This is a genomic window from Chryseobacterium hilariae (genome assembly GCF_051400735.1).
Lineage (GTDB): Bacteria > Bacteroidota > Bacteroidia > Flavobacteriales > Weeksellaceae > Chryseobacterium.
Genome location: NZ_JBLFFJ010000003.1, coordinates 326,191 through 347,318 on the forward strand (window position 1 = coordinate 326,191; position 21,128 = coordinate 347,318).

Consider the following 21,128-nt stretch of genomic DNA (forward strand, 5'->3'; position numbering starts at 1 on the left):
TTTTATTTATCTTTTTTCACAAAGACTTTCTGGATAATCTGAAGTTCCTCTTTATTCATTTTTGAACTCTTTTCCAACTTGGCCAGAAACGAAGAAACCTCTTCAGGAGTTGCCGGTGACCCTAAATTTTCGCCTTTACTGTTAAAGGAATCGGCAAGCACTTCACCTGTTGGATTTAGTATTAGCCAAAAAGGAAGTCCGGCATTTTCTCCTTTATACCTGTTCATCAGTTCCTGTCCGCCGAGATTTTCGAGTTTTTTCTTTTCCCCTCTTTCCTGAACATCAATGTAAGCTGTTACAAATTTCTTATCGAAAATTGGTTTTGTTTCAGGAAGGTTCATATTTCTTTTCCATCAGCTTGCACCAGCCACACCATGAAGCATGGAATACCAGCAGAACATTTTTCTTTTGGGCTTTAGCTTCTGTAAGAGCTTTATTCAATTCTATGTCCGCCTTTTCCTGAGCAGCATTCAGCTGAAACAGAAAAAAAGAAGCCACGAGGATTATTTTAAAAAATTTCATTTAAATTTTGATTTGGATTTATTGATACTAATTTACATAAAAGTGCGATACCAAGGTAAAACAGGATATATCTGGGAATATCTGATTAGTTAAATCATAATTCCATTACATACAAATAAAAAAAACAAAAATCCCCGAACTCACGTTCGGGGATTTTTTATAATCTGGGATTATTAATCCTTATTTTACTTCTTCGAAGTCTGCATCCTGTACATCATCAGCACCTCCTGCATTACCTCCAGGATTTTGAGCACCTGCTCCGGCATCTGCGCCCTGAGCCTGCTGTCCTGCCGCATACAATTCTTCTGAAGCTGCCATCCATGCTGCATCTAAAGCTTCTGTCTTAGCTTTCACATCATCTGCATTTTTAGCTTCAAAAGCGGTCTTCAATTCTCCGTGAGCTGCTTCAATAGCTGCTTTTTTGTCAGCAGATAATTTTTCTCCGAATTCTTTTAACTGCTTTTCAGTCTGGAAGATCAATCCGTCAGCTTTGTTGAAAATTTCAACTTCTTCTTTTTTCTTAGCATCAGCTGCAGAGTTTTCCTGAGCTTCTTTTTTCATTCTTTCGATTTCTTCGTCAGAAAGACCTGAAGAAGCCTGGATCTTGATCGTCTGCTCTTTTCCGGTTCCTTTATCCTTAGCAGAAACGCTTAAGATACCGTTGGCATCAATATCGAAAGTTACTTCAATCTGAGGAACTCCTCTTGGTGCCGGTGGAATATCTGCAAGATCAAATCTTCCGATTTCTTTATTATCGTTGAACATTGGTCTTTCTCCCTGTCCTACTCTGATGCTTACAGCCGGCTGGTTGTCAGAAGCTGTAGAGAATACCTCAGATTTTTTAGTTGGGATCGTAGTGTTCGCTTCAATTAGTTTCGTGAATACAGAACCCATTGTTTCAATACCTAAAGAAAGTGGCGTAACGTCAAGAAGCAATACATCTTTTACATCTCCTGTTAATACTCCACCCTGGATTGCAGCTCCAACAGCTACTACCTCATCTGGGTTCACTCCTTTTGAAGGTTTTTTACCAAAGAATTTTTCTACTTCTTCCTGAATGATCGGGATTCTTGTAGAACCTCCTACCAGGATTACCTCGTCGATATCAGAAGTTGATAAACCTGCATCTTTCAATGCTTTTGCTACCGGCTCCATAGATCTTCTTACTAAATCTGAAGCCAATTGCTCGAATTTAGCTTTAGTTAAAGTCTTTACTAAGTGCTTAGGACCTGTAGCCGTAGCTGTGATATATGGTAAGTTGATCTCTGTCTGAGCAGAAGAAGATAACTCGATTTTTGCTTTTTCAGCAGCTTCTTTTAATCTCTGAAGTGCGATAGCATCAGTTTTAAGATCTACTCCTTCTTCAGCTTTGAACTCATCAGCCATCCAGTTGATGATCACATCATCAAAGTCATCACCTCCTAAGTGCGTATCACCGTTAGTAGACAATACCTCGAATACACCGTCACCTAAATCAAGGATAGAGATATCGAAAGTACCACCTCCAAGGTCATATACAGCAATCTTCTGATCTTTATGGTTCTTATCCAAACCGTAAGCCAATGCAGCAGCTGTAGGCTCGTTGATGATTCTTTCTACTTTAAGACCTGCGATTTCTCCTGCTTCTTTAGTAGCCTGTCTCTGTGCATCGTTAAAGTATGCAGGAACCGTAATTACCGCTCTTGTAACTTCCTGGCCAAGATAATCTTCAGCAGTCTTCTTCATTTTCTGAAGTGTCATTGCAGAAATTTCCTGTGGTGTATATTCTCTGTCGTCAATTTTTACTTTTACAGTATCATTAGGTCCTGCCACTACTTCATAAGGCACTCTTGAAATTTCTTTAGCATCTTCCTTAAAATGAGTTCCGATAAATCTTTTGATAGAGTATACAGTTTTCTTTGGATTCGTTACAGCCTGTCTTTTTGCAGGATCCCCTACTTTTCTTTCACCATCCTCCGTGAATGCCACAATAGATGGAGTTGTTCTTTTACCTTCCGCGTTAGGGATAACAACAGGGTCTTTACCCTCCATTACAGCAACACATGAGTTGGTTGTTCCTAAGTCAATTCCAATTATTTTACTCATAATATTTATATTTTTTCTAATTTTTATATTTTAATTTACACTCTCAATTTCTCAATATCTGTACCATATCCTTTTTTGTGACAAAATGACAGAATAGAAAATAATCAGAGTGAACAACGCCCGCCAGATTATGTTAAATTGTACTATTCAAGACAGTTTGAACATAGGGAGTTTTAAAAAATTAATCAAAGTTTAACCTTAGAAATATCAATTAAACTCTACGAATTGCTATTTTTGATAAAATATAAACTTTAGAATGTCAGTACACTTTAATCCGCGAGATATTACATGGCTTGCTTTCAATGAAAGGGTTTTACAGGAAGCTATGGACGAAAATGTCCCCTTACATTTAAGAATACGTTTCCTGGGAATCTTCTCCAACAATTTAGATGAATTTTTCAGGGTTCGCGTGGCAGGATTAAAGCGGGCAATGGATTTTAAAGAAAAAGTGATCGCTGAATCTTTCTATCAGCCGCCTTCAAAGATTCTTCAGCGGATCAATGAAATTGTGATGAGGCAACAGCAGAATTTTGATAAGACCTGGAAGCATATCCAGGCTGAAATGGCTGGTCTTAAGGTTTCTATTAAAACATCTAAAAACCTGACCGCCAAGCAGAAAGAATTCGTAAGACAATATTTTGATGAGGTAGTGGAATCCAATGTGATCCCTATCCTTCTTCATGAAAATACTCCGATGCCTTACCTGAGGGATAAAAGCCTCTATCTGGGTGTTGCCATGAGAAAAAAAGACTGGCAGTATTCCAGCAATTATGCAATTATTGAAATTCCGTCACGTTTTGTAGGAAGATTTGTCCTGCTGCCTACAGAAGATCCGGAAGAAAAAAATGTTATGCTGCTTGAAGATGTCATTACATTTAATCTCCCGCATATTTTCTCTTACTTTGGCTATGACGAATTTTCCGCCAATGCTTTTAAAGTAACAAAAGATGCTGAACTGGATCTTGATAATGACATTCGTACCAATTTTGCAGAAAAAATAGAAAAGGGACTCAAAAACAGAAGAAAAGGAAAGCCTACCCGTTTTGTTTTTGATAAGGATATGGACAAGGCCCTGCTGGAGCTTCTTATCCGAAAATTGAATTTAACCAAAAAAGACAGTATTATTCCGGGAGGGAAAATTCATAATTTCAAGCACTTTATGGACTTTCCTGATGTTTTTGAAACGTATGAAAGACCAGAGGAAAGGTCTTCTTTTACCCATCAGGCTTTTGAAAACGGAGAAAGAGTGACGGATGTTATCTTAAAAAAAGATGTTCTGCTTACTTTTCCTTACCACAAATACAATCCGGTAATCGATCTTCTACGTGAAGCAGCGATGGATCCTGATGTGAAGTCTATACAGATCACTGCTTACCGCCTTGCCAGCAACTCAAAGATCAGCAATGCCCTGATCTACGCAGCCAGAAACGGCAAAGAAGTAACGGTCATGCTGGAACTTCAGGCAAGGTTTGATGAAGAATCCAATCTTAAGTGGAAAGAAATGTTTGAGCCCGAAGGAATTACCGTACTTGTAGGCCTCCCGAATAAAAAAGTACACGCTAAACTCTGTGTAATCAAGAAAAGAGCACACAATAAAACACTCCAGTATGGTTTTGTAAGCACCGGGAACTTCAATGAAAAAACGGCAAGAATATATGGTGATCATTTATTGATGACTTCAGACCGTGGCATCATGGCAGATATCAATAAAGTATTTAATGTTCTGAAAAAACCAAAAGATGATTTTCTTCCGGTTCTGAAGACCTGTAAGAATTTAATGATCTGCCCCCAGTTTATGCGTGAAAAGATTGTTCACCATATTGACAAGGAGATTGAAGAAGCAAAAGCAGGAAGAAGAGCAGAGATCATCGTCAAGGCTAATTCCATGAGTGACAGAGCTCTTATTGAAAAACTTTATGAAGCTGCAAAAGCCGGAGTCGTTACAAAAACGATCGTAAGAGGAATCTACTGCGCTGTCAATCAAAAAGAATTTAAAGAAAAAATAAAGGCAATAAGTATTGTAGACGAATATCTGGAACATGCAAGGGTAATGTATTTCTATAATAAAGGTGCAGAAGACCTTTACATCTCATCTGCTGACTGGATGACCCGAAACCTGGACTACAGAATTGAAGGGGCGGCAAAGATCACAGACAAGGAACTGAAGAAAGAATTGAAAGATATTCTCGACATTCAGTTGAGAGATAACGTAAAAGCTCGTATTTTAGACAAAAAATTGAGCAACGAGTATGTGAGGAATGATAAAAAGGAATGCCGCTCTCAAATAGAAACCTACAAATATTTAAAAGCTAAAACAAGCAAAAAATGAAGATTGCAGCGATAGATATAGGAAGCAACGCCGCCAGACTTCTGATCAATGAAGTAAAGATCAGCAACAGAAAACCTGAATTTATAAAACTTAATCTTTTAAGAATTCCTTTAAGGCTGGGCATGGATGTGTTCACCATGGGGATGATTGGCGAGGAAAGAGAAAAAATGGTTGTCGATTCGATGAAAATTTTCAGCGATCTTATGAAGATCTATAAAGTAGAGCATTACCGCGCCTGCGCCACCAGCGCTATGCGTGATGCCTCCAATGGAAATGAAATCATCAAACGGGTTCAGGAGACTTCGGGAATTAATATAGAGATCATCTCCGGTGACGAGGAAGCAACCCTTATCTATGAAAATCATGTAGCAGAAGGTCTTGATAAAGAGTTTGCCTATCTGTACATTGACGTGGGAGGAGGTTCCACAGAACTTACTTTTTACGAAAACGGAAAAATGGTGTATGAAAAATCCTTCAATATCGGGACTATACGCCTTCTGAACAATCTGGTAACTCCGGAAAACTGGCAGGAGATGAAGGATGAGATTCAAAAAAATATTGTCAGTAAAAGACCTGTTGTTGCTATTGGCTCCGGAGGAAATATCAATAAGGTTTTCTCTATGAGCAAGACTAAAGACGGAAAACCGATGACACTTTCACACCTTAAAAAGGTATATAAAGAGTTTAACGAGCTTTCTGTAGAGGAAAGAATGACCAAACATAATCTCAGAGAAGACAGAGCCGATGTCTTGGTTCATGCCTTAAGGATCTTTAATAATGTTATGTCATGGTCTGATATCAACAGGATATTTGTTCCTAAAATTTCTGTGGCTGACGGGCTTATCCACAATATCTACAGTCAGCTGCACGAAAAGAAATAAAATTTTCACTATATATTATTGAAAAACCAGCCATCTATTGGCTGGTTTTGTTTTTATGTCATTGCGAACGAAGTTACTACATATAAGGATGCCCATCAATATTATCTTCCGAGATGTAGAATTTTTGCTTTAAATTTAAAGTAAAACTAAATGTTAGTACGTCATACATAATATCAACAGAAAAAGAATGAATCCGATCAAAATAATTCTTACAGGAGCAACCGGTATGGTAGGTGAAGGTGTTTTAATGGAATGCCTTGAAAATCCCAATGTTTCCGAAATACTAAGTGTAAGCAGAAAGCCTTCCGGAAAAGCACATGCCAAGCTTAAGGAATATTTGGTTCCGGACTTTTTATCTATCGACCTTAATGATGAAAAGCTTAAAGGCTATGATGCCTGTTTCTTCTGTGCGGGGATCAGCAGCATAGGAATGAGCGAGGAAGATTATACGAAGATCACCTACGATACTACGCTTCATTTCGCCAAAGCAGTTCTGAACCAAAACCCGGAAATGGTCTTTAACTATGTTTCAGGAACATCTACGGACAGTACAGAAAGCGGAAAGCTGATGTGGGCAAGAGTAAAAGGCAGAACAGAAAATGCTTTGAAAAAACTAGGCTTCAGGAATACCTTCAATTTCCGTCCGGGATTCATGAAACCCATTGAAGGTCAAATTAATGTGAAATGGTTCTTTAAACCATTTATTTGGTTTTTTCCTGTTTTATTACCATCAAAATCATTAACTTTACACGAAGTGGGTAGAGCAATGATCAATGCCGTACTTAGGGGCTATCCTACATCTACTTTGGAATTAGGGACATTAAAAATTTAGCAATATGAAGGATATGTTAAAAAGAATAGTTCTTGTTATTTTTATACTTCTGGTTTTAATGGCTGTTTCAGGTTTTTTATATATGCAGAAACATCCTTTAGAAGGAAAAAACTCGGCAGATAAAACATCAAATATCCCGGGAAACATGATGACCAGATAAATAAAGAAACAGACAATCGGATATGCCGATTGGTAAATTTTGTTTTTAATTCTTCTATTTTATCATGCTCTTTACTATTCTACCTTTTCGTAACTGTTACCTGTTTATTAAACATTTCTTAAGATTCCATTAAAATACTTGCAGTCTATAAAGTTCATTTTTGCATAAAATCTAATGCAAGTAAAAAATGATCAACAATTACCTATTAAAAGGATCTGTCATTGCCGCATTTTTCCTTCAGGGCGGACTTTTCGGACAGACACTTATCCATTACTGGAATTTCAACAATAATACATCTGCAGCATCCATTACGGCTCCTTCTTCCACTTTGGTGGGCGGATCTCTTGCTGCTATAGCCGGAGGAACAAGCGAAATAGATTTTGCCGGCGGTACAGGACAAAACTTCAGTACGGATAACTTCAATGCCCGGAACGGAGATCCTTCCGGAACCCATTTAAGATTCAACAATCCTATTGGCGGAGCCTTAGTGTTCAATCTTCCAACGACAGGTTATCAAAATACCGTTGTAAAATTTACAACGAGAAGATCCGGGCAGGGTGCAGGAACTCAGTCGTGGTCGTATTCTACGGATGGAACTACTTTTGTTCCATATCAAACCGTTAATCCTCAGGATGCGGCCCCGCAACTGATTACTTTCGATTTTTCTACTGTTTCAGGAGCTTCCAATAACCCGAATTTTAAATTAAAAGTAGAATTTTCCGCCACAGGAGGTGGAACGGGAGGAAATAACCGTTTTGACAATTTTACAGTAGATGGTACCGCTACCGGAGGAATAGATACTACACCTCCAACGACAGCCTATTTTCCCACTCAAAACACAAATAATGCTTCCATTTCGGTAAACCCAACTATTTCTTTCAATGAAAATGTAAGACTTACTGATAATTCCGCGATCACCGATTCTAATGCACAAAGCCTTGTAGAATTCCGTATTGGAAATGCTTCAGGCACTCAGGTTCCCTTCACTACAACTTTTAACAATAACAAGATCACAATAATTCCGACAACGGCGCTTACTCCCGGACAGAACTATTACCTGGCCTTAAAGCCCAATACAGTTGAAGATCTAAGCGACAATGGAGTAACAACAATAACTTCCAGTACCTTTGCTACAGCGGGAACAACGGTTTCTCTGGATAAAAATTTCGTTAAGGTTAATGAAAATGCAGGAACTCTGGCGTTCAAGATCAATGTAATCAATCCTTCCGCAGCTACAGTCAATCTTGTGGTAAAGCCGGCACCGTTCAGTACGGCAGACAGCAATGACTTCACTTTAGCCAATCAGACAATTAATATTACACCTTCTACAACAAGCTATACTATAGATATTCCTATTCTTGATGATACGCTGGAAGAACAGCAAGCAGAATATTTCGTGGTAAGCCTTGAAAATCCATCCGGAACGGCTATTTCCGGAGATAATACAGCCACTGTTTATATTGTGGATAATGATAAGCCTGCACCGGTTCCTTCAGGGCAGATTCAGCTGAACTATGTCGGAAGTTTTGATCCTTCAGGAAATAACAACAGTTCTACGGAGATTGTCGTTCATGACCCGGCCAGCCAGAAATTATTTACCATCAGTTCGATCACAGATGTTTTTGATATTATTGATTTTACTAATCCTAATGCTCTTTCTGTAGTTAGAACGGTGAATATGGCCCCTTATGGAGGAATCACAAGTATCGCCGTTAAAAACGGAATCATTGCAACGGCTTCTCCGAATGCAGATCCACAACAGAACGGTTCTGTGGTCTTTTTTGATATTAACGGAAACTTCCTGAAACAGGTAACCGTAGGTGCTCTTCCTGATATGATCACCTTCACTCCGGACGGAACAAAAGTGATCACGGCTAATGAGGGTGAGCCCAATGATGCCTATACCACTGATCCTGAGGGAACGATCAGCATCATTGATATCTCGGGTGGTATAGGAAACCTTACGCAAAGTAATGTTACAACCCTTAATTTTAACAGTTTTGATTCTCAGACAGCCGCTTTAATGGCAACGGGACTGAGAAAAGTGAGAACAAACAATACCCTTTCCCAGGATCTGGAACCTGAATATGTTACGGTAAGTTCAGACAGTCAGAAAGCGTGGGTAACGTTGCAGGAAAATAATGCAATCGCCGAAATCAATTTAGCCACAAAAGCAATTACAGGAATCTGGGGATTGGGTAAGAAAGATATGAGCCTACCGGGTAACGGTTTTGATGCTTCGGATAATAATGGTGAGGTACTGATTGCCAACTGGCCGGTGAAAGCCTATTACATTCCTGATGCAGTGCAGAACTACAAAATAGGAACTACCAATTATATCGTCACAGCCAATGAAGGGGATGAAAAAGATCTTTCCGGATACAGTGAAAGAACAACGGTAGGAGCCAATACTTATACATTGGACCCTGTTCTCTTTCCTCAGGCATCTATGCTAAAGGCTTCTCATAACTTAGGAAGATTCAGGGTTTCCAGCGCAACAGGTAATACGGATGCAGACTCAGAATTTGAAGAGATTTCAGCTTTGGGAGCACGTTCATTCTCTATTTTCAATGCAAATACAAAACAGTTGGTATATGATAGCGGTGACCGTTTTGAAAGATACATTTTCGCAAAGCATGCACTTATTTTTAATGCTGATAATGAGAGCAACGGTGTTAAAAACAGAAGCCGCGCCAAAGGTCCTGAACCGGAAGGCGTTGCCTTGGCTACCATCAATGGACAGACTTACGCTTTTATCACTTTAGAAAGAACCGGAGGGGTAATGGTTTATAATATTACGGATCCTAATCATCCTGTATTCACAGATTATAAGCATTCCCGGTCTACTTCAGCTTACGGCGGTGATAACGGACCTGAAGGTATTACCTACATTGCACCAGGGAATACGACAAACGCAACAGGCTATATTATTATCGCTAACGAAATCAGCGGAACATTATCCATATATGAAGTTGCTTCTCCACCAACGTTAGGAACCGGGGAAATAAAAACAGATAGAGCGACATTCAATGTATTTCCTAATCCTGTAACGAAAGGAAATACATTATACTTCAACAGGGCACAGGATTATGAGCTGTACTATATGTCAGGTAAAATGCTCGGAAAGGAGAAAAATGCTTTAACGATAGACACTTCAAAGCTTTCTGCAGGCGTTTATCTTGTGAAAACTTCTGAGGGCCACATCAAGAGGGTTATTGTAAAATAGAATATGATTGAGTTGATTGAAAGGCCTGGGGATTCCGGGCCTTTTTTGACTTGTAATTACATTTAAAATAAAAATAATTCGTGAAATTCATTATAAATTATTTTACAGAGGTCATTCAAAAATATGATAACAATTTGAAGTAAAAGCCCCGGGCGGAAAGCTTCGCTTTCCGCCCGGGGCTTATCCTCAATATTTTTAATATTATGCTTTCGGTGGTTCAGGCTCCAGACTCATATCATCAAAATTCTTTTTCTCTTTCTTTTCCGGAACGGTTACAATTTCTGTTTTAACCTCATCCGGTTTTCCTTTTAAATATTCGGGTAAATTAAGACCAGCCATATTAAATAGATCATTCAGAGGTGGTACTGTTTTCATCATTCCTGAAACAAAATTAGCGGTAGAACCATTTCCGTCCTGCCCGTTTCCACTGTCCCAAACCGTAATTTTATCAATTTTAATATTCTTAACCGCTTCCACCTGGGTTTTAACCAATTCAGGAAGCTTTTCAATGAGCAGCAATTGGAAGGCACTGTTGGTATCTCCTCCTGCGGCCTGTACTATTTTATCATAACCTTGAGCCTGCTTGGTCAGGATTTCGTAAAGACCTTTTGCTTCTGCTTCCATTTTTGCGAAAATAGCATCAGCTTCTCCTTTTGCCTGTAGTCGGATTTTTTCTGCTTCGGCCTGCGCATCGATAATGGCTTTCTGTTTCGCAATTTCTGCATGAACTACAATATTGGCCTGCTGGGTAGAACGTTCTCTTTCTGCTCTTGCGGCTTCCGCTTTCTGTTCAGCAAGGTAAGATTCTTCCAAAGATCGTGCAGCCTGCACCTTTTCGGCAGCTGTGGCAATTCTCAATGCTTCAGCTTCTTTTTCCCTTCTTTCAGCATCAGAGTTGGCGATCGTAATTTTTGCTTCGTTCTCCCCTTTTACAGCGATAGAATTCGCTAATGAAGTGGCAATCCTGGATTCTTTTTCAGCTTCTGCCTTACCTATAGATTCATCTTTTACGGCGGCTGCAATACTGATCTCTTTATCTTTTTGTGTGATGGCAATTTTTACGTCTCTGTCTCTTTGGGTTTCAGCAATCTGAGTGTCTTTTTCTCTGTCTGCAATTGCTTTTCCGGTTTCCCCGATCTTTGTTTGCTCGGCAACACTGATAATCGCTTCGTTAATCGCTTTTGCTGCAGCTTCTTTACCCAAAGCTTCAATATATCCGGATTCATCTCTGATATCCGTTACGTTCACGTTAATCAGCTTTAAACCGATTTTCTTTAATTCTGTATCTACGTTTTTAGAAATATTGTCTAAAAATTTATCCCTGTCTGAGTTGATTTCTTCAATTGTCATCGTGGCAATCACCAAACGAAGCTGCCCGAAAAGGATATCTTTAGAAAGTTCCTGGATCTGCTCCTGAGCCAATCCCAATAATCTTTCCGCTGCATTTCCCATAGAATCCGGCTCTGTAGAAATAGCAATGGTAAATCTACATGGTACATCCACGCGGATATTCTGTCTGGACAGGGCATTGGTAAGATTGGCCTCTATAGAAATAGGTTTCAGATCAAGGTAAGCAAAATCCTGAATAACAGGCCAAACAAAAGCACCGCCTCCATGGATACATTTTGCTGAGGTACCGCCTGTTTTACCGTAAATAACCAAAATTTTATCCGAAGGACATCTTTTGTACCTCGAAATAAGGGCTAAAAATGTGACGAATAGTACAAGTACGATAACTAATGTTAAAATAAGACTTCCTGGTATTGCCATAAATAGTTTTTATAATGGTTGATAATGAATTAAATTTTTGAAACGACAAGGATCTTATCATAGATATAAGTGACCCTCACAGAATCACCGGACGGAATATTTTCTTTTTCTTCTGTCATCGCAGGAAGTTCATGGCTGGTTCCGTTTACAGAAATCGTGATCTTGCCTTTGCCACCCATATCTGCCGGAATGGTAAGATAAACTTCTCCTGCTCTTCCAATCAGGTTTTCCATCTTAAATGTATTGTCTTCCGTAAGCTTAAGGATCTGCATGATAAGAATAAAGAACAGGAATATAAATCCGGCTCCTACAAGCACTGCAACAAAGATCAACAGCGATTTACTGCCTATTGAGCCGTAGAAGGCTACACCACTCCATCCGAATCCTAAAAGGAAATTGATCAGGTTTCTAAAAGAAAATAACTGAAAAGGACTGTCAGCATGGTTGTCGCCGCTAAAATCAGAATGTATTGTATCTCCATGGCCTCCGACAAAAGTAAGAACCGTTTGAATTAAGAAGATAAAGCTGGCTGCTATGGCTGTATACCAGAACCCCTGATGAAGTGGTTCCAAGTTTTGCAGAAATTCAAACATAAGATGCGTTTTTAACAAATATAATTAAAAAAACCAATAAAGCCAATAAAAATCAATATAAAAACTGCTATAATGTATTAATTTGCAGGATTTTAAAATACCAATTCAAATATAATTTTTAAGAACGCTATCAGGAAATCAAAACACAAAAAAAGACAGGCTGAAAAAACCTGTCTTTAAAAAATATTTCGTGTAATTTTTACTCTACATTGATTACTTTTTCAATCTCCGGGGCATGTTGCTTAATGGTATTTTCTACGCCCAGTTTCAGGGTTGAAAAATTCAGCGAACACCCGGAACAGTTCCCCAGAAGTTTTACAAAAACCTGGTTATCCTTCACGTCAATAAGCTCGATATCACCTCCATCCTTATTCAGGAACGGTCTGATGCTTTCCAGAGCTTCCATTACTCTCGTTACTGTATCTTCGTGTGTTATATTTGTTTCCATATTTCTTTAGTTCAATTCGGCTTTTTCAAACTTAATTGAAAATCATTATTTTTTAGCTTTCGGTGAGCATCCTGCCATAGTCGAAATTTTTACGGCTTCCGTAGGTGGAAGATTTTTATTTCTTTCTACAAGGCTTTCTACCATATTTCTTGCCGTTTCTGTATAGATCTCTGCAATTTTAGACCCTTCCTGAAGCGCGGCCGGTCTTCCGACATCTCCTGCTTCCCTGATGCTCTGGATCAATGGAATCTCTCCCAATACCGGAATCCCCAGATCTTCAGCAAGATACTGAGCTCCCTGCTGTCCAAAGATGTAATACTTATTATCAGGAAGTTCTGCCGGCGTAAAATACGCCATATTTTCGATTAATCCAAGAACCGGAATGTTAATACTTTCCATCTGGAACATCGCGATCCCCTTTCTTACGTCTGCCAATGCTACATGCTGAGGTGTGCTCACAATCACAGCACCCGTTACAGGTACTTCCTGGATGATGGATAAATGTATATCTCCCGTTCCCGGAGGAAGATCGATCAATAAAAAGTCAAGTTCACCCCATGCTGCATCCCTGATCATCTGGTTCAAAGCTTTGGAAGCCATAGGTCCTCTCCAAACTACAGCCTGATTGGCTCCTGAGAAGTATCCGATAGACAGCATTTTCACCCCATAATTTTCTACAGGCTTCATCATACTTTTCCCGTTAACTTCTACTGAGATTGGCTTTTCACCCTCTGTATCGAACATCGTAGGAACAGACGGTCCATAGATATCGGCATCCAGCAATCCTACTTTGAAACCCATTTTAGCTAAAGTAACTGCCATATTTGCAGCCACAGTAGATTTTCCTACACCTCCTTTTCCGGAAGCGATAGCTATAATATTCTGAATTCCCGCAATCTGCTTACCTTTAATCTGGCTCTGCTGAATCTCGCTGGGTTCAGGAGAAACAATTTTCAATTTCAGATTAATATCTTCTCCAAACTCACTGGCAAAAGCCTGCTTCATGGCTGCCTCCAGCTTTTTCTTTTCGTGCATTGCCGGTGAATGGGCTGTCATGTCAATATAAACATCGTTACCCATGATTTGAAAATTACTCACCAAATCGTCTACTTCTATCTCTTTAAGGAAATCTTGAACCTTTTCTTTCGTCAACATACTAAATATAAATTGTTCACAAATTTACGGATTTTTTCGACAATTTAGAATCAATAAAATCTATAACCTGATGTGATAAATAAGATTATAAAAATTCTAACGTTATATTTATTATCCTCATTCTTACAATACAATTTTATCACCATACAAATGACCTATGAATACCAACAGCTATCCTTCTAAATATGCATCTCCCAAAGGTATTTTTGTGCTAGGAAAGACTAGATTCAAATGGTATGACCTTGCCGAAAAACCGTCTGCAGTTTCTGCTCAGGATATTATCAATGCAAAAACCTGCATCGAAAATGCTGAAGAAAATTTTCAGAATAAAGAGGAACTGGGCTTTGTCATTATGCACAGATGCGGTGAGCATTACCTGTTATTGGTCTGCACCTGGAGAAGCGAAAACGAATTATGGGAAAGTGTTTACTATGACGGTTCAGGAAAATTTGAAGTCTGGGACAGGAACAAAATTCATCTTCCCACGTATTGTGTTTGGGAAATGGGCATTGTATATCATGAGTCCCGAGCCTGGAAAAAATTCCTGGGGACAGACCGAACGGAAGTTGATCAGCAAAACTATTTAAGTGATCTTTTTGAAGGAGAAGTTTAAACTGTAATAAGTGAAACGGCTTTGTTTATCTTAAAATAATTAATACTTTACAAAAGCCTTATTTACCATTGCGTTTACTCTTTAACTCTTCCTGTATTGATGTGTTTTTTAATATATTCGTTGTATAAAATTATGATATGAAAAAAAGACTGGCAGTTTTCTCGTTATTTATTGCCCAGATTATATATTCCCAGAATTATTCCCAATGTGTAAATCCTTTTATAGGAACAGGAGATCATGGCCACACCTTTCCCGGAGCTGTTGTTCCGTTCGGGATGGTTCAGCTTTCGCCGGATACAAGGATAGACGGAAGCTGGGACGGATGCAGCGGTTATCATTATTCAGATTCTGTGATCTATGGTTTTTCGCATACGCATCTCAACGGAACAGGGGTTTCGGATTACGGAGACATTATGCTGATGCCTACGATGGGAAATGCAAGTTTAAGCTCTAAAGATTATTCTTCAAAATTTTCGCATAAAAATGAAAAGGCTTCTGCAGGATTTTATTCCGTCAAATTAGATAAAAACAATATTAATGTTCGCTTGACCACTACCAAAAGAGTCGGCTATCATGAATACATCTTTAATAATTCCGGTAAGGCTAATATTATTCTGGATCTCAACCATAGGGATAAACTGCTGGAAGGTGAAGTAAAGATTATTGATGACAAAACCATTGAAGTTTTCAGAAGAAGTGAAGCCTGGGCAGCCAATCAGTATATCTACGCCAGAATTGAATTTTCAAAACCCATGAAAATCTCAAAGAAAGAGGTTAATGGAAAGCAGGAAGACAAACTTTTCACAGGAACAAAACTGGCTCTGGCATTCTCAGCAGATGTTAAGAAAGGAGAAAAGATCAGTGTAAAAGTTGCCATTTCTCCGACAGGTTATGAAGGAACGGAAAAAAATATGCTGGCAGAAGGAAAATCCAATGATTTTGAGGGTGTAAGAAAACAGGCTGAAGCCGATTGGAACAAGGAACTGGCAAAAATTGAAGTAAAATCTGATGATAAGGATAAACTTTCTGTCTTCTATACAGCGCTTTACCATGTTTTCACCCAACCGAATATCAATATGGATGTGGATGGAAAATACAGAGGCCGCGATAACAAACTCTACATAGCTAATGGATTTGATTATTACTCCGTATTCTCGCTTTGGGATACTTTCAGGGCTGCCCATCCGCTGATGACACTGATCGACAGGAAAAGAACGGCAGATTTCATCAATACTTTTATCAAACAGTATGAACAGGGCGGAAAACTTCCCGTTTGGGAACTGGCTTCCAATGAAACGGAATGCATGATTGGCTATCATTCTGTATCTGTAATTGCAGATGCGATGGCTAAAGGTATTAAGGGTTTTGATTATGACAAAGCATTCGAAGCGTCTAAAAATTCTGCCATGCTGGATATTTTCGGTTTAAATGCTTATAAACAGAATAATTACATCAGTATGGATGATGAGCATGAAAGTGTTTCTAAAACGGTGGAATATGCCTACGACGACTGGTGTATTGCACAAATGGCTAAGATTTTAGGTAAAAAAGAAGATTATCAGTATTTCATGAAGCGTTCCCAGAGCTGGAAAGATCTTTACAATCCGAACAACGGCTTTATGCAGCCGAGAAAGAACGGAAACTGGTATGAGCCTTTCGACCCAAGAGAGGTGAACAATAATTATACGGAGGGAAATTCATGGCACTATTCCTATTCGGTACAGCAGGATATTCCAGGACTGATCGCAGCTCACGGTGGGAAAGAAAAATTTGAACAGTTCATTGATGCTATTTTCACCGCACCGGAAAAAACCACAGGAAGAGAGCAGGCAGACATCACAGGATTGATGGGGCAGTATGCTCAGGGGAATGAACCAAGCCATCACATTGCTTATTTATACAATTATGTGGGGAAACCGGAAAAGACAGATGCGAAGATTAAATATATCCTTGATCATTTTTATAAAAACAGTCCGGACGGGCTTATCGGAAATGAAGACTGCGGCCAGATGAGTGCCTGGTATATCTTAAGCTCACTGGGAATTTATTCTGTAACACCGGGATTGCCCGAATGGCAGACAACTACACCTTATTTTGATGAGGTTAAAATTCATATGGAAGACGGAAGCACGAAAGTAATCACCAAGAACACCAGCAAATCCGAACTGCAGAAATTAGGTTTTGAAAACAGCAAGCCATTAAAGGATTTCAAATACACACAGCTGACTCCGGCACCGGTTATTGCCTCTGACAGGATCTTCGATTTTTCTGCGAAAGTACAGATCACTCCACTGAACCCTGCTGATAAAGTATATTATATGACCTTAAGCGAAAGTGATGCTAACGTAAGAAAAACTTTTACAGCCTATAAAGGACCTTTTACCATCAGTAAAACCACTCAGGTTCTCGCCTATTCGGAAAGAAATGGAGAAAAAAGCTCTGTTACTGTAGCCAATTTCAACAGAAGACCTAATTATTGGGATATTGCCATTAATTCAAAAGTTAACCCGCAATATATGGCTAATGGAAAACTGGCTCTTATTGATGGTATCAACGGTGATGTGAACTGGAGAAAGGGTGAATGGCACGGTTACCAGGGACAGGATTTTGAAGCAGTGATCGATTTAAAATCTCCACAACAAATTACTAAATTATCATCCACTTATCTTCAGGACAGCAAAGCATGGATCCTGATGCCTAAAAAAGTGGAATATTATGCTTCCATGAACGGAAAAGACTTTATCCTTCTGAAAAACATCGACCATACGATTGATGCTAGAGACGAAAAAGTACAGATTAAGGATTTCTCCGCTGAAATCCTTCCTACTGAAGCCAGGTACATCAAAGTAAAAGCGTATTACTTCGGAAAGCTTCCGGAATGGCATCAGGGAGCTGGCGGTGAGTCTTATATTTTTATTGATGAGATTTCTGTTAAATAAAAACATTATTATAAATGAAAAAACTATTATTACTATTCTTTGTTTTTTTAAGTATCATTAAAGTATCAGCCTGTAAATGTATAAGAGAAACTTTAGCACAAGATTATTTAAATGCCAATGTTGTAGGTATTATTAAAATTATAAGAGTTTATGGTGAAAATGCCGAGCAGAGAACATATAAAGCAGATGTTGAGTTTGAAAAATTATATAAGGGAACAAAATTTAAAACATTAAATGTAAGGGGGGTTAATCGGGAATTCATACTCTGGTGCTTGTGAAATAAATGTAGAAACCAACGAAAGATATTTGGTTTTATTAAGTAGAGTCAATGACAAAAATCTAACTATTTCTTCCTGCACTCCGAAATATCGTTTAAGCACTACACCTTCAAAAGATGAGAATTCAGAGCTTGAAACTTTAAAGAAAACTTTTTCTTATTTAGATAAAAATAAATACAAATTTATAGGTCTTACATTTACTTCCTGTGACGATGAGACTAGCGATGATGGCCAGACAGATGTATCACAAATTGAAAATTTTCATCCAAAGCAAACCTTTGCCATATACAGAGTAAAGATAAATGAATCGTCTAAAATTGAAGGAATTTCACCCATTACTGGTTTCGGCAGCCAAGACAAAATAATTAAGGATGTTATAAAAAGAAAAATGACTGTTGACAGTCCCATGTTTTCAAATAATTCAGATAAAAAAGAATTTCTCATATTGCTTTTTTATCATAAAGAAAATACAAAAAAACACTATAAAAAGACGATCTCCAATAATTGGTAAATAAAGAATCCCTTCGAAAAATTCGAGGGGATTCTTTTTATTAAAAATTTTCAGCTAATATAGATTTAAACCAGTATTAATAAGTTTAAGCAGGTTTATTATTGTTCTTTAATTTATATAGATCAAGAACACCGGGCGCAATTTTCAAATCGGGCCTGAACATACTAATTCCTTTTATGAAATGCTTTTTTAATGAATTTCCATTAGTAATTACAATATCTCCTTCTATGAATAATGCTTTCCTTACCACTTTATTTCCCGCATCATCGAATATATAAAAACACAAATCCATATCAGTATCGCTCTGGTCAAGATATATAAAAATGTCATATTCTCCGTTTTCAGGATTTGGCATCAGTTGATTATACTGTATTGATTTTACTAAGCCCTGATTACTATAATGATGAATTCCTGTTTTGTCAACCGTTGCCCGAATTATTTTGGTGGTTGATTTTTCTCTTATTTGTACTCTCAAAAGCCATACAAATAGCCCAATAACCAATATCGCTAATACAACAATTAAAATTTTTATTTCAAACTTAATGCTGTTTGAAGCAAAGGTAAACCATACCATTAAAATCATCATCAGCGGTGTCAATATGGCGAATATTGAAAAAAAAACTTTAATAGCCACAGTCAAGCCTTTAGAAGTTTTTGAATCAATGGACGGAAATTGATTTTCGTCTGATACCATTTTATAGCTGATTTTAATTCAATTTTTCAGACCATTTTAGTCCCTGTGGCAGCTCCATATCAGAAAACTCTATGTGGATCACTCTTCTTCTCCTGCCATCGGTAGTTCTGTTGGAACCGTGAAGCGTAAGAGGTTTCATAATCATGATACCACCTTTCTGTACATCACAGAATTTTTCCGTTTCCTTACTCCAGTCTATCGTTTCCGGTCTGTAGATGCCTTTGGTGTGAGATCCCGGAATAACTTTCAAAGCTCCGTTATATTCATCCGTATCATCCAGATGGATCCTGATGGTACAAATGTTCTCAAGAAACGGCAGAGGCGGCTGTACAGCAAACTGATTATTCTTGGTTGTCCATGGCCCGAAGCCCTCCATTTCCAGTTTTTTATCTACTGAAATTGTCAGATCCTGATGATAGGCCACATGCCAGTTTGAGGTTTCCGGTTTGTCAAAATAAATACTTTTTACAGCAAAATACTTTTCTCCGAAGAGCTTTCTTACAATGGTTTTAATGGTATCGTTAAATATCAGATCTTTAACTTCCGGAATTTCTTTCAGGAACTGTCTTACAGCAAACAGGTCATCAGATTTTCTGAAATTCTCTCTCGAGTTATCAGCATTTCGAATGCTCTTTGCGATCTTTTCAATCTCATCATCAGAAAAGACCGAATTGATTACGGTAAGGCCTTTTGTAAGGAAATATTGTCTATGATTCTCTATATATTGTTTTGTCATGTTTGATTTAAACTTCCTGAGGTGTAGTTTCAAGCTGTCCTTCCCATTTGGAAACAGCGGAAGTGGCCAATGCATTTCCTAATACATTCGTCATACTTCTTCCCATATCACAGAAATGGTCGATCGGCAGGATCAAAGCGATACCTTCCGGCGGAATTCCGAACATGGAACAGGTTGCCACAATAATCACCAGAGAAGCTCTCGGAACTCCGGCAATTCCTTTTGAAGTAAGCATTAAAACTAAAAGCATTGTGATCTGCTGCCCAATTTCCATTTCAATACCATAGATCTGGGCAATGAAGATGGAAGCGAACGTCATATACATCATACTTCCGTCAAGGTTAAATGAATATCCTAAAGGCAGAATGAATGATACTACCCTGTTATTACATCCGAATTTTTCAAGCTCTTCCACCAGCTTCGGAAATACAGCTTCTGAACTTGTTGTTGAAAAAGCAATCAGTAACGGGGCTTTTATTCTTTTAAGAAGTTCGAAAAGACGGTTTCCTAAGATCAGATAGCCTACCAATAGAAGAACAAGCCAAAGTACACCCAAGGCAAAGAAAAAGTCTCTCAGATAAATTGCATAAACTTTGAATATTTCAAACCCGTTCATGGCCACTACGGCAGCAATAGCTCCCAAAACTCCAAGCGGTGCAAACCACATGATATAGCCTACCATTTTAAGAATAGCATGGGCAATAATATCAAAAAGTTTAACTACCGGCTTTGAATATTCTTCCCCTAAATTAGCAAGAGCTACCCCAAACATAATGGAAAAAACAACAATCTGAAGCACCTCATTAGTGGCAAAAGCTTCAAATAAACTTTTAGGGATCATATGTTTTACGAAGTCTTCCAGAGAAAAACCTTTACTGCTTTTTAAAAGATCTTCTGCGGCAGCTGCATCCTGAATAGGCAGTTTGGTTACATGTCCCGGCTCCAGCCAGTTGACCAATACCAAACCTATAAAAAGAGAAACCAATGAAGCGCTGATAAACCACAGCATTGCTTTCGTTCCTACCCTTCCGATCATTTTGATATCGCTCATTTTGGCAATTCCAACAACGAGTGTGGTAAAAACCAGCGGTGCAATAATCATCTGTACGAGCCTGATAAAAACGGTTCCCAACAGTTTGATGTTTTTGGAAAACGGTTCCGCACTTTCAGGATACTGTATGTGTACCAGACCTCCGATTCCTACTCCAAGGATAAGCGCAACGATAATGGCAATAAAAAGTTTATTTTGTCCTTTCATATATATAGTTCAATTCCCACAAATATAATAGTTTTTCAATTGGTACAAGATTTTGTCTGAATTCCGTTAAGTTTAGATTAAGTTTATAATACATTAAA

19 protein-coding genes are annotated in these 21,128 nt (G+C 38.4%); 9 read left to right on the top strand and 10 right to left on the bottom strand.

The features are described 5' to 3' along the window. Positions 1–2 precede the first annotated feature (2 nt). The 3 genes from ACMGDK_RS11030 to dnaK form a co-directional block, all read right to left on the bottom strand. A complete protein-coding gene (locus ACMGDK_RS11030) occupies positions 3–341 on the bottom strand; it encodes a hypothetical protein (protein WP_436807997.1) in 339 nt (112 codons plus the stop codon). Further along, positions 328–498, bottom strand: coding sequence for a thioredoxin family protein (locus tag ACMGDK_RS11035; protein ID WP_436807998.1), 171 nt, complete (start codon positions 496–498; stop codon positions 328–330). The genes ACMGDK_RS11030 and ACMGDK_RS11035 overlap by 14 nt, the downstream gene beginning before the upstream one ends. Before the next feature lie 204 nt (positions 499–702). Then, positions 703–2,607, bottom strand: coding sequence for a molecular chaperone DnaK (gene dnaK / locus ACMGDK_RS11040; protein WP_436807999.1), 1,905 nt, complete (start codon positions 2,605–2,607; stop codon positions 703–705). 256 nt (positions 2,608–2,863) lie between these two features. Between dnaK and ppk1 the strand changes: the two genes are divergently transcribed. The 5 genes from ppk1 (at position 2,864) to ACMGDK_RS11065 (ending at position 10,035) form a co-directional block, all read left to right on the top strand. Beyond that, positions 2,864–4,936, top strand: a complete 2,073-nt coding sequence (gene ppk1, locus ACMGDK_RS11045; RefSeq protein ID WP_436808000.1) for a polyphosphate kinase 1 — start codon at positions 2,864–2,866, stop codon at positions 4,934–4,936. Continuing rightward, positions 4,933–5,817, top strand: a complete 885-nt coding sequence (locus tag ACMGDK_RS11050) for a Ppx/GppA phosphatase family protein (RefSeq protein ID WP_436808001.1) — start codon at positions 4,933–4,935, stop codon at positions 5,815–5,817. Before ppk1 ends, ACMGDK_RS11050 begins: the two co-directional genes overlap by 4 nt. Before the next feature lie 187 nt (positions 5,818–6,004). Continuing rightward, positions 6,005–6,649 (top strand): NAD-dependent epimerase/dehydratase family protein, encoded by a 645-nt coding sequence (locus tag ACMGDK_RS11055; protein ID WP_436808002.1) that lies wholly within the window; start codon positions 6,005–6,007, stop codon positions 6,647–6,649. Between the two features lie 4 nt (positions 6,650–6,653). Beyond that, positions 6,654–6,809 carry a hypothetical protein gene (locus tag ACMGDK_RS11060; RefSeq protein WP_436808003.1) on the top strand — a complete coding sequence of 52 codons (156 nt, stop codon included), beginning with the start codon at positions 6,654–6,656 and terminating at the stop codon, positions 6,807–6,809. Between the two features lie 187 nt (positions 6,810–6,996). Next, complete coding sequence (locus ACMGDK_RS11065) at positions 6,997–10,035, top strand: choice-of-anchor I family protein (RefSeq protein ID WP_436808004.1); 3,039 nt, start codon at positions 6,997–6,999, stop codon at positions 10,033–10,035. A gap of 201 nt (positions 10,036–10,236) precedes the next feature. Here the strand turns inward: ACMGDK_RS11065 and ACMGDK_RS11070 are convergent, their stop codons facing one another. The 4 genes from ACMGDK_RS11070 to ACMGDK_RS11085 form a co-directional block, all read right to left on the bottom strand. Next, positions 10,237–11,805 (bottom strand): flotillin family protein, encoded by a 1,569-nt coding sequence (locus tag ACMGDK_RS11070; protein ID WP_436808005.1) that lies wholly within the window; start codon positions 11,803–11,805, stop codon positions 10,237–10,239. 29 nt (positions 11,806–11,834) lie between these two features. Further along, entirely contained in the window at positions 11,835–12,398 is a 564-nt protein-coding gene (locus ACMGDK_RS11075; protein WP_436808006.1) for an NfeD family protein, read from the bottom strand. A gap of 199 nt (positions 12,399–12,597) precedes the next feature. Next, on the bottom strand, positions 12,598–12,846 hold the full coding sequence (locus ACMGDK_RS11080) for a NifU family protein (protein ID WP_002977212.1): 249 nt from the start codon (positions 12,844–12,846) through the stop codon (positions 12,598–12,600). A gap of 45 nt (positions 12,847–12,891) precedes the next feature. Further along, positions 12,892–14,001: an Mrp/NBP35 family ATP-binding protein gene (locus ACMGDK_RS11085; RefSeq protein WP_436808007.1), complete on the bottom strand. Its 1,110-nt coding sequence runs from the start codon at positions 13,999–14,001 to the stop codon at positions 12,892–12,894. A gap of 157 nt (positions 14,002–14,158) precedes the next feature. Here ACMGDK_RS11085 and ACMGDK_RS11090 point away from each other — a divergent pair, with 157 nt between their 5' ends. The 4 genes from ACMGDK_RS11090 to ACMGDK_RS11105 all read left to right on the top strand — a co-directional run bounded on the left by ACMGDK_RS11090 (position 14,159) and on the right by ACMGDK_RS11105 (position 18,342). Then, on the top strand, positions 14,159–14,614 hold the full coding sequence (locus tag ACMGDK_RS11090) for a hypothetical protein (protein ID WP_436808008.1): 456 nt from the start codon (positions 14,159–14,161) through the stop codon (positions 14,612–14,614). A gap of 137 nt (positions 14,615–14,751) precedes the next feature. Beyond that, on the top strand, positions 14,752–17,553 hold the full coding sequence (locus ACMGDK_RS11095; protein WP_436808009.1) for a GH92 family glycosyl hydrolase: 2,802 nt from the start codon (positions 14,752–14,754) through the stop codon (positions 17,551–17,553). Positions 17,554–17,567: 14 nt separating this feature from the next. Next, positions 17,568–17,831 (top strand): hypothetical protein, encoded by a 264-nt coding sequence (locus ACMGDK_RS11100; RefSeq protein ID WP_436808010.1) that lies wholly within the window; start codon positions 17,568–17,570, stop codon positions 17,829–17,831. A gap of 28 nt (positions 17,832–17,859) precedes the next feature. Then, a complete protein-coding gene (locus ACMGDK_RS11105) occupies positions 17,860–18,342 on the top strand; it encodes a hypothetical protein (RefSeq protein ID WP_436808011.1) in 483 nt (160 codons plus the stop codon). Positions 18,343–18,427: 85 nt separating this feature from the next. Here ACMGDK_RS11105 and ACMGDK_RS11110 read toward each other — a convergent pair whose 3' ends face one another. Genes ACMGDK_RS11110 through ACMGDK_RS11120 form a run of 3 tightly spaced genes read right to left on the bottom strand, consistent with a single transcriptional unit; the run spans position 18,428 to position 21,030 of the window. Then, positions 18,428–19,036: a hypothetical protein gene (locus tag ACMGDK_RS11110; RefSeq protein ID WP_436808012.1), complete on the bottom strand. Its 609-nt coding sequence runs from the start codon at positions 19,034–19,036 to the stop codon at positions 18,428–18,430. Between the two features lie 13 nt (positions 19,037–19,049). Continuing rightward, on the bottom strand, positions 19,050–19,772 hold the full coding sequence (locus ACMGDK_RS11115; protein ID WP_436808013.1) for a phytanoyl-CoA dioxygenase family protein: 723 nt from the start codon (positions 19,770–19,772) through the stop codon (positions 19,050–19,052). A gap of 7 nt (positions 19,773–19,779) precedes the next feature. Next, entirely contained in the window at positions 19,780–21,030 is a 1,251-nt protein-coding gene (locus ACMGDK_RS11120; RefSeq protein ID WP_436808014.1) for a dicarboxylate/amino acid:cation symporter, read from the bottom strand. Positions 21,031–21,128: the final 98 nt, after the last annotated feature.

Excerpts from the sequence above, each read along its gene's own strand:
- ACMGDK_RS11085 (WP_436808007.1), bottom strand. The coding sequence starts at position 14,001 with ATGTTGACGAAAGAAAAGGTTCAAGATTTCCTTAAAGAGATAGAAGTA.
- ACMGDK_RS11075 (WP_436808006.1), bottom strand. The coding sequence starts at position 12,398 with ATGTTTGAATTTCTGCAAAACTTGGAACCACTTCATCAGGGGTTCTGG.
- ACMGDK_RS11070 (WP_436808005.1), bottom strand. The coding sequence starts at position 11,805 with ATGGCAATACCAGGAAGTCTTATTTTAACATTAGTTATCGTACTTGTA.
- ACMGDK_RS11050 (WP_436808001.1), top strand. The coding sequence starts at position 4,933 with ATGAAGATTGCAGCGATAGATATAGGAAGCAACGCCGCCAGACTTCTG.
- ACMGDK_RS11060 (WP_436808003.1), top strand. The coding sequence starts at position 6,654 with ATGAAGGATATGTTAAAAAGAATAGTTCTTGTTATTTTTATACTTCTG.
- ACMGDK_RS11110 (WP_436808012.1), bottom strand. The coding sequence starts at position 19,036 with ATGGTATCAGACGAAAATCAATTTCCGTCCATTGATTCAAAAACTTCT.
- ACMGDK_RS11080 (WP_002977212.1), bottom strand. The coding sequence starts at position 12,846 with ATGGAAACAAATATAACACACGAAGATACAGTAACGAGAGTAATGGAA.
- dnaK (WP_436807999.1), bottom strand. The coding sequence starts at position 2,607 with ATGAGTAAAATAATTGGAATTGACTTAGGAACAACCAACTCATGTGTT.
- ACMGDK_RS11065 (WP_436808004.1), top strand. The coding sequence starts at position 6,997 with ATGATCAACAATTACCTATTAAAAGGATCTGTCATTGCCGCATTTTTC.
- ACMGDK_RS11030 (WP_436807997.1), bottom strand. The coding sequence starts at position 341 with ATGAACCTTCCTGAAACAAAACCAATTTTCGATAAGAAATTTGTAACA.
- ACMGDK_RS11095 (WP_436808009.1), top strand. The coding sequence starts at position 14,752 with ATGAAAAAAAGACTGGCAGTTTTCTCGTTATTTATTGCCCAGATTATA.
- ACMGDK_RS11115 (WP_436808013.1), bottom strand. The coding sequence starts at position 19,772 with ATGACAAAACAATATATAGAGAATCATAGACAATATTTCCTTACAAAA.
- ACMGDK_RS11055 (WP_436808002.1), top strand. The coding sequence starts at position 6,005 with ATGAATCCGATCAAAATAATTCTTACAGGAGCAACCGGTATGGTAGGT.
- ACMGDK_RS11100 (WP_436808010.1), top strand. The coding sequence starts at position 17,568 with ATGAAAAAACTATTATTACTATTCTTTGTTTTTTTAAGTATCATTAAA.
- ACMGDK_RS11090 (WP_436808008.1), top strand. The coding sequence starts at position 14,159 with ATGAATACCAACAGCTATCCTTCTAAATATGCATCTCCCAAAGGTATT.
- ACMGDK_RS11120 (WP_436808014.1), bottom strand. The coding sequence starts at position 21,030 with ATGAAAGGACAAAATAAACTTTTTATTGCCATTATCGTTGCGCTTATC.
- ppk1 (WP_436808000.1), top strand. The coding sequence starts at position 2,864 with ATGTCAGTACACTTTAATCCGCGAGATATTACATGGCTTGCTTTCAAT.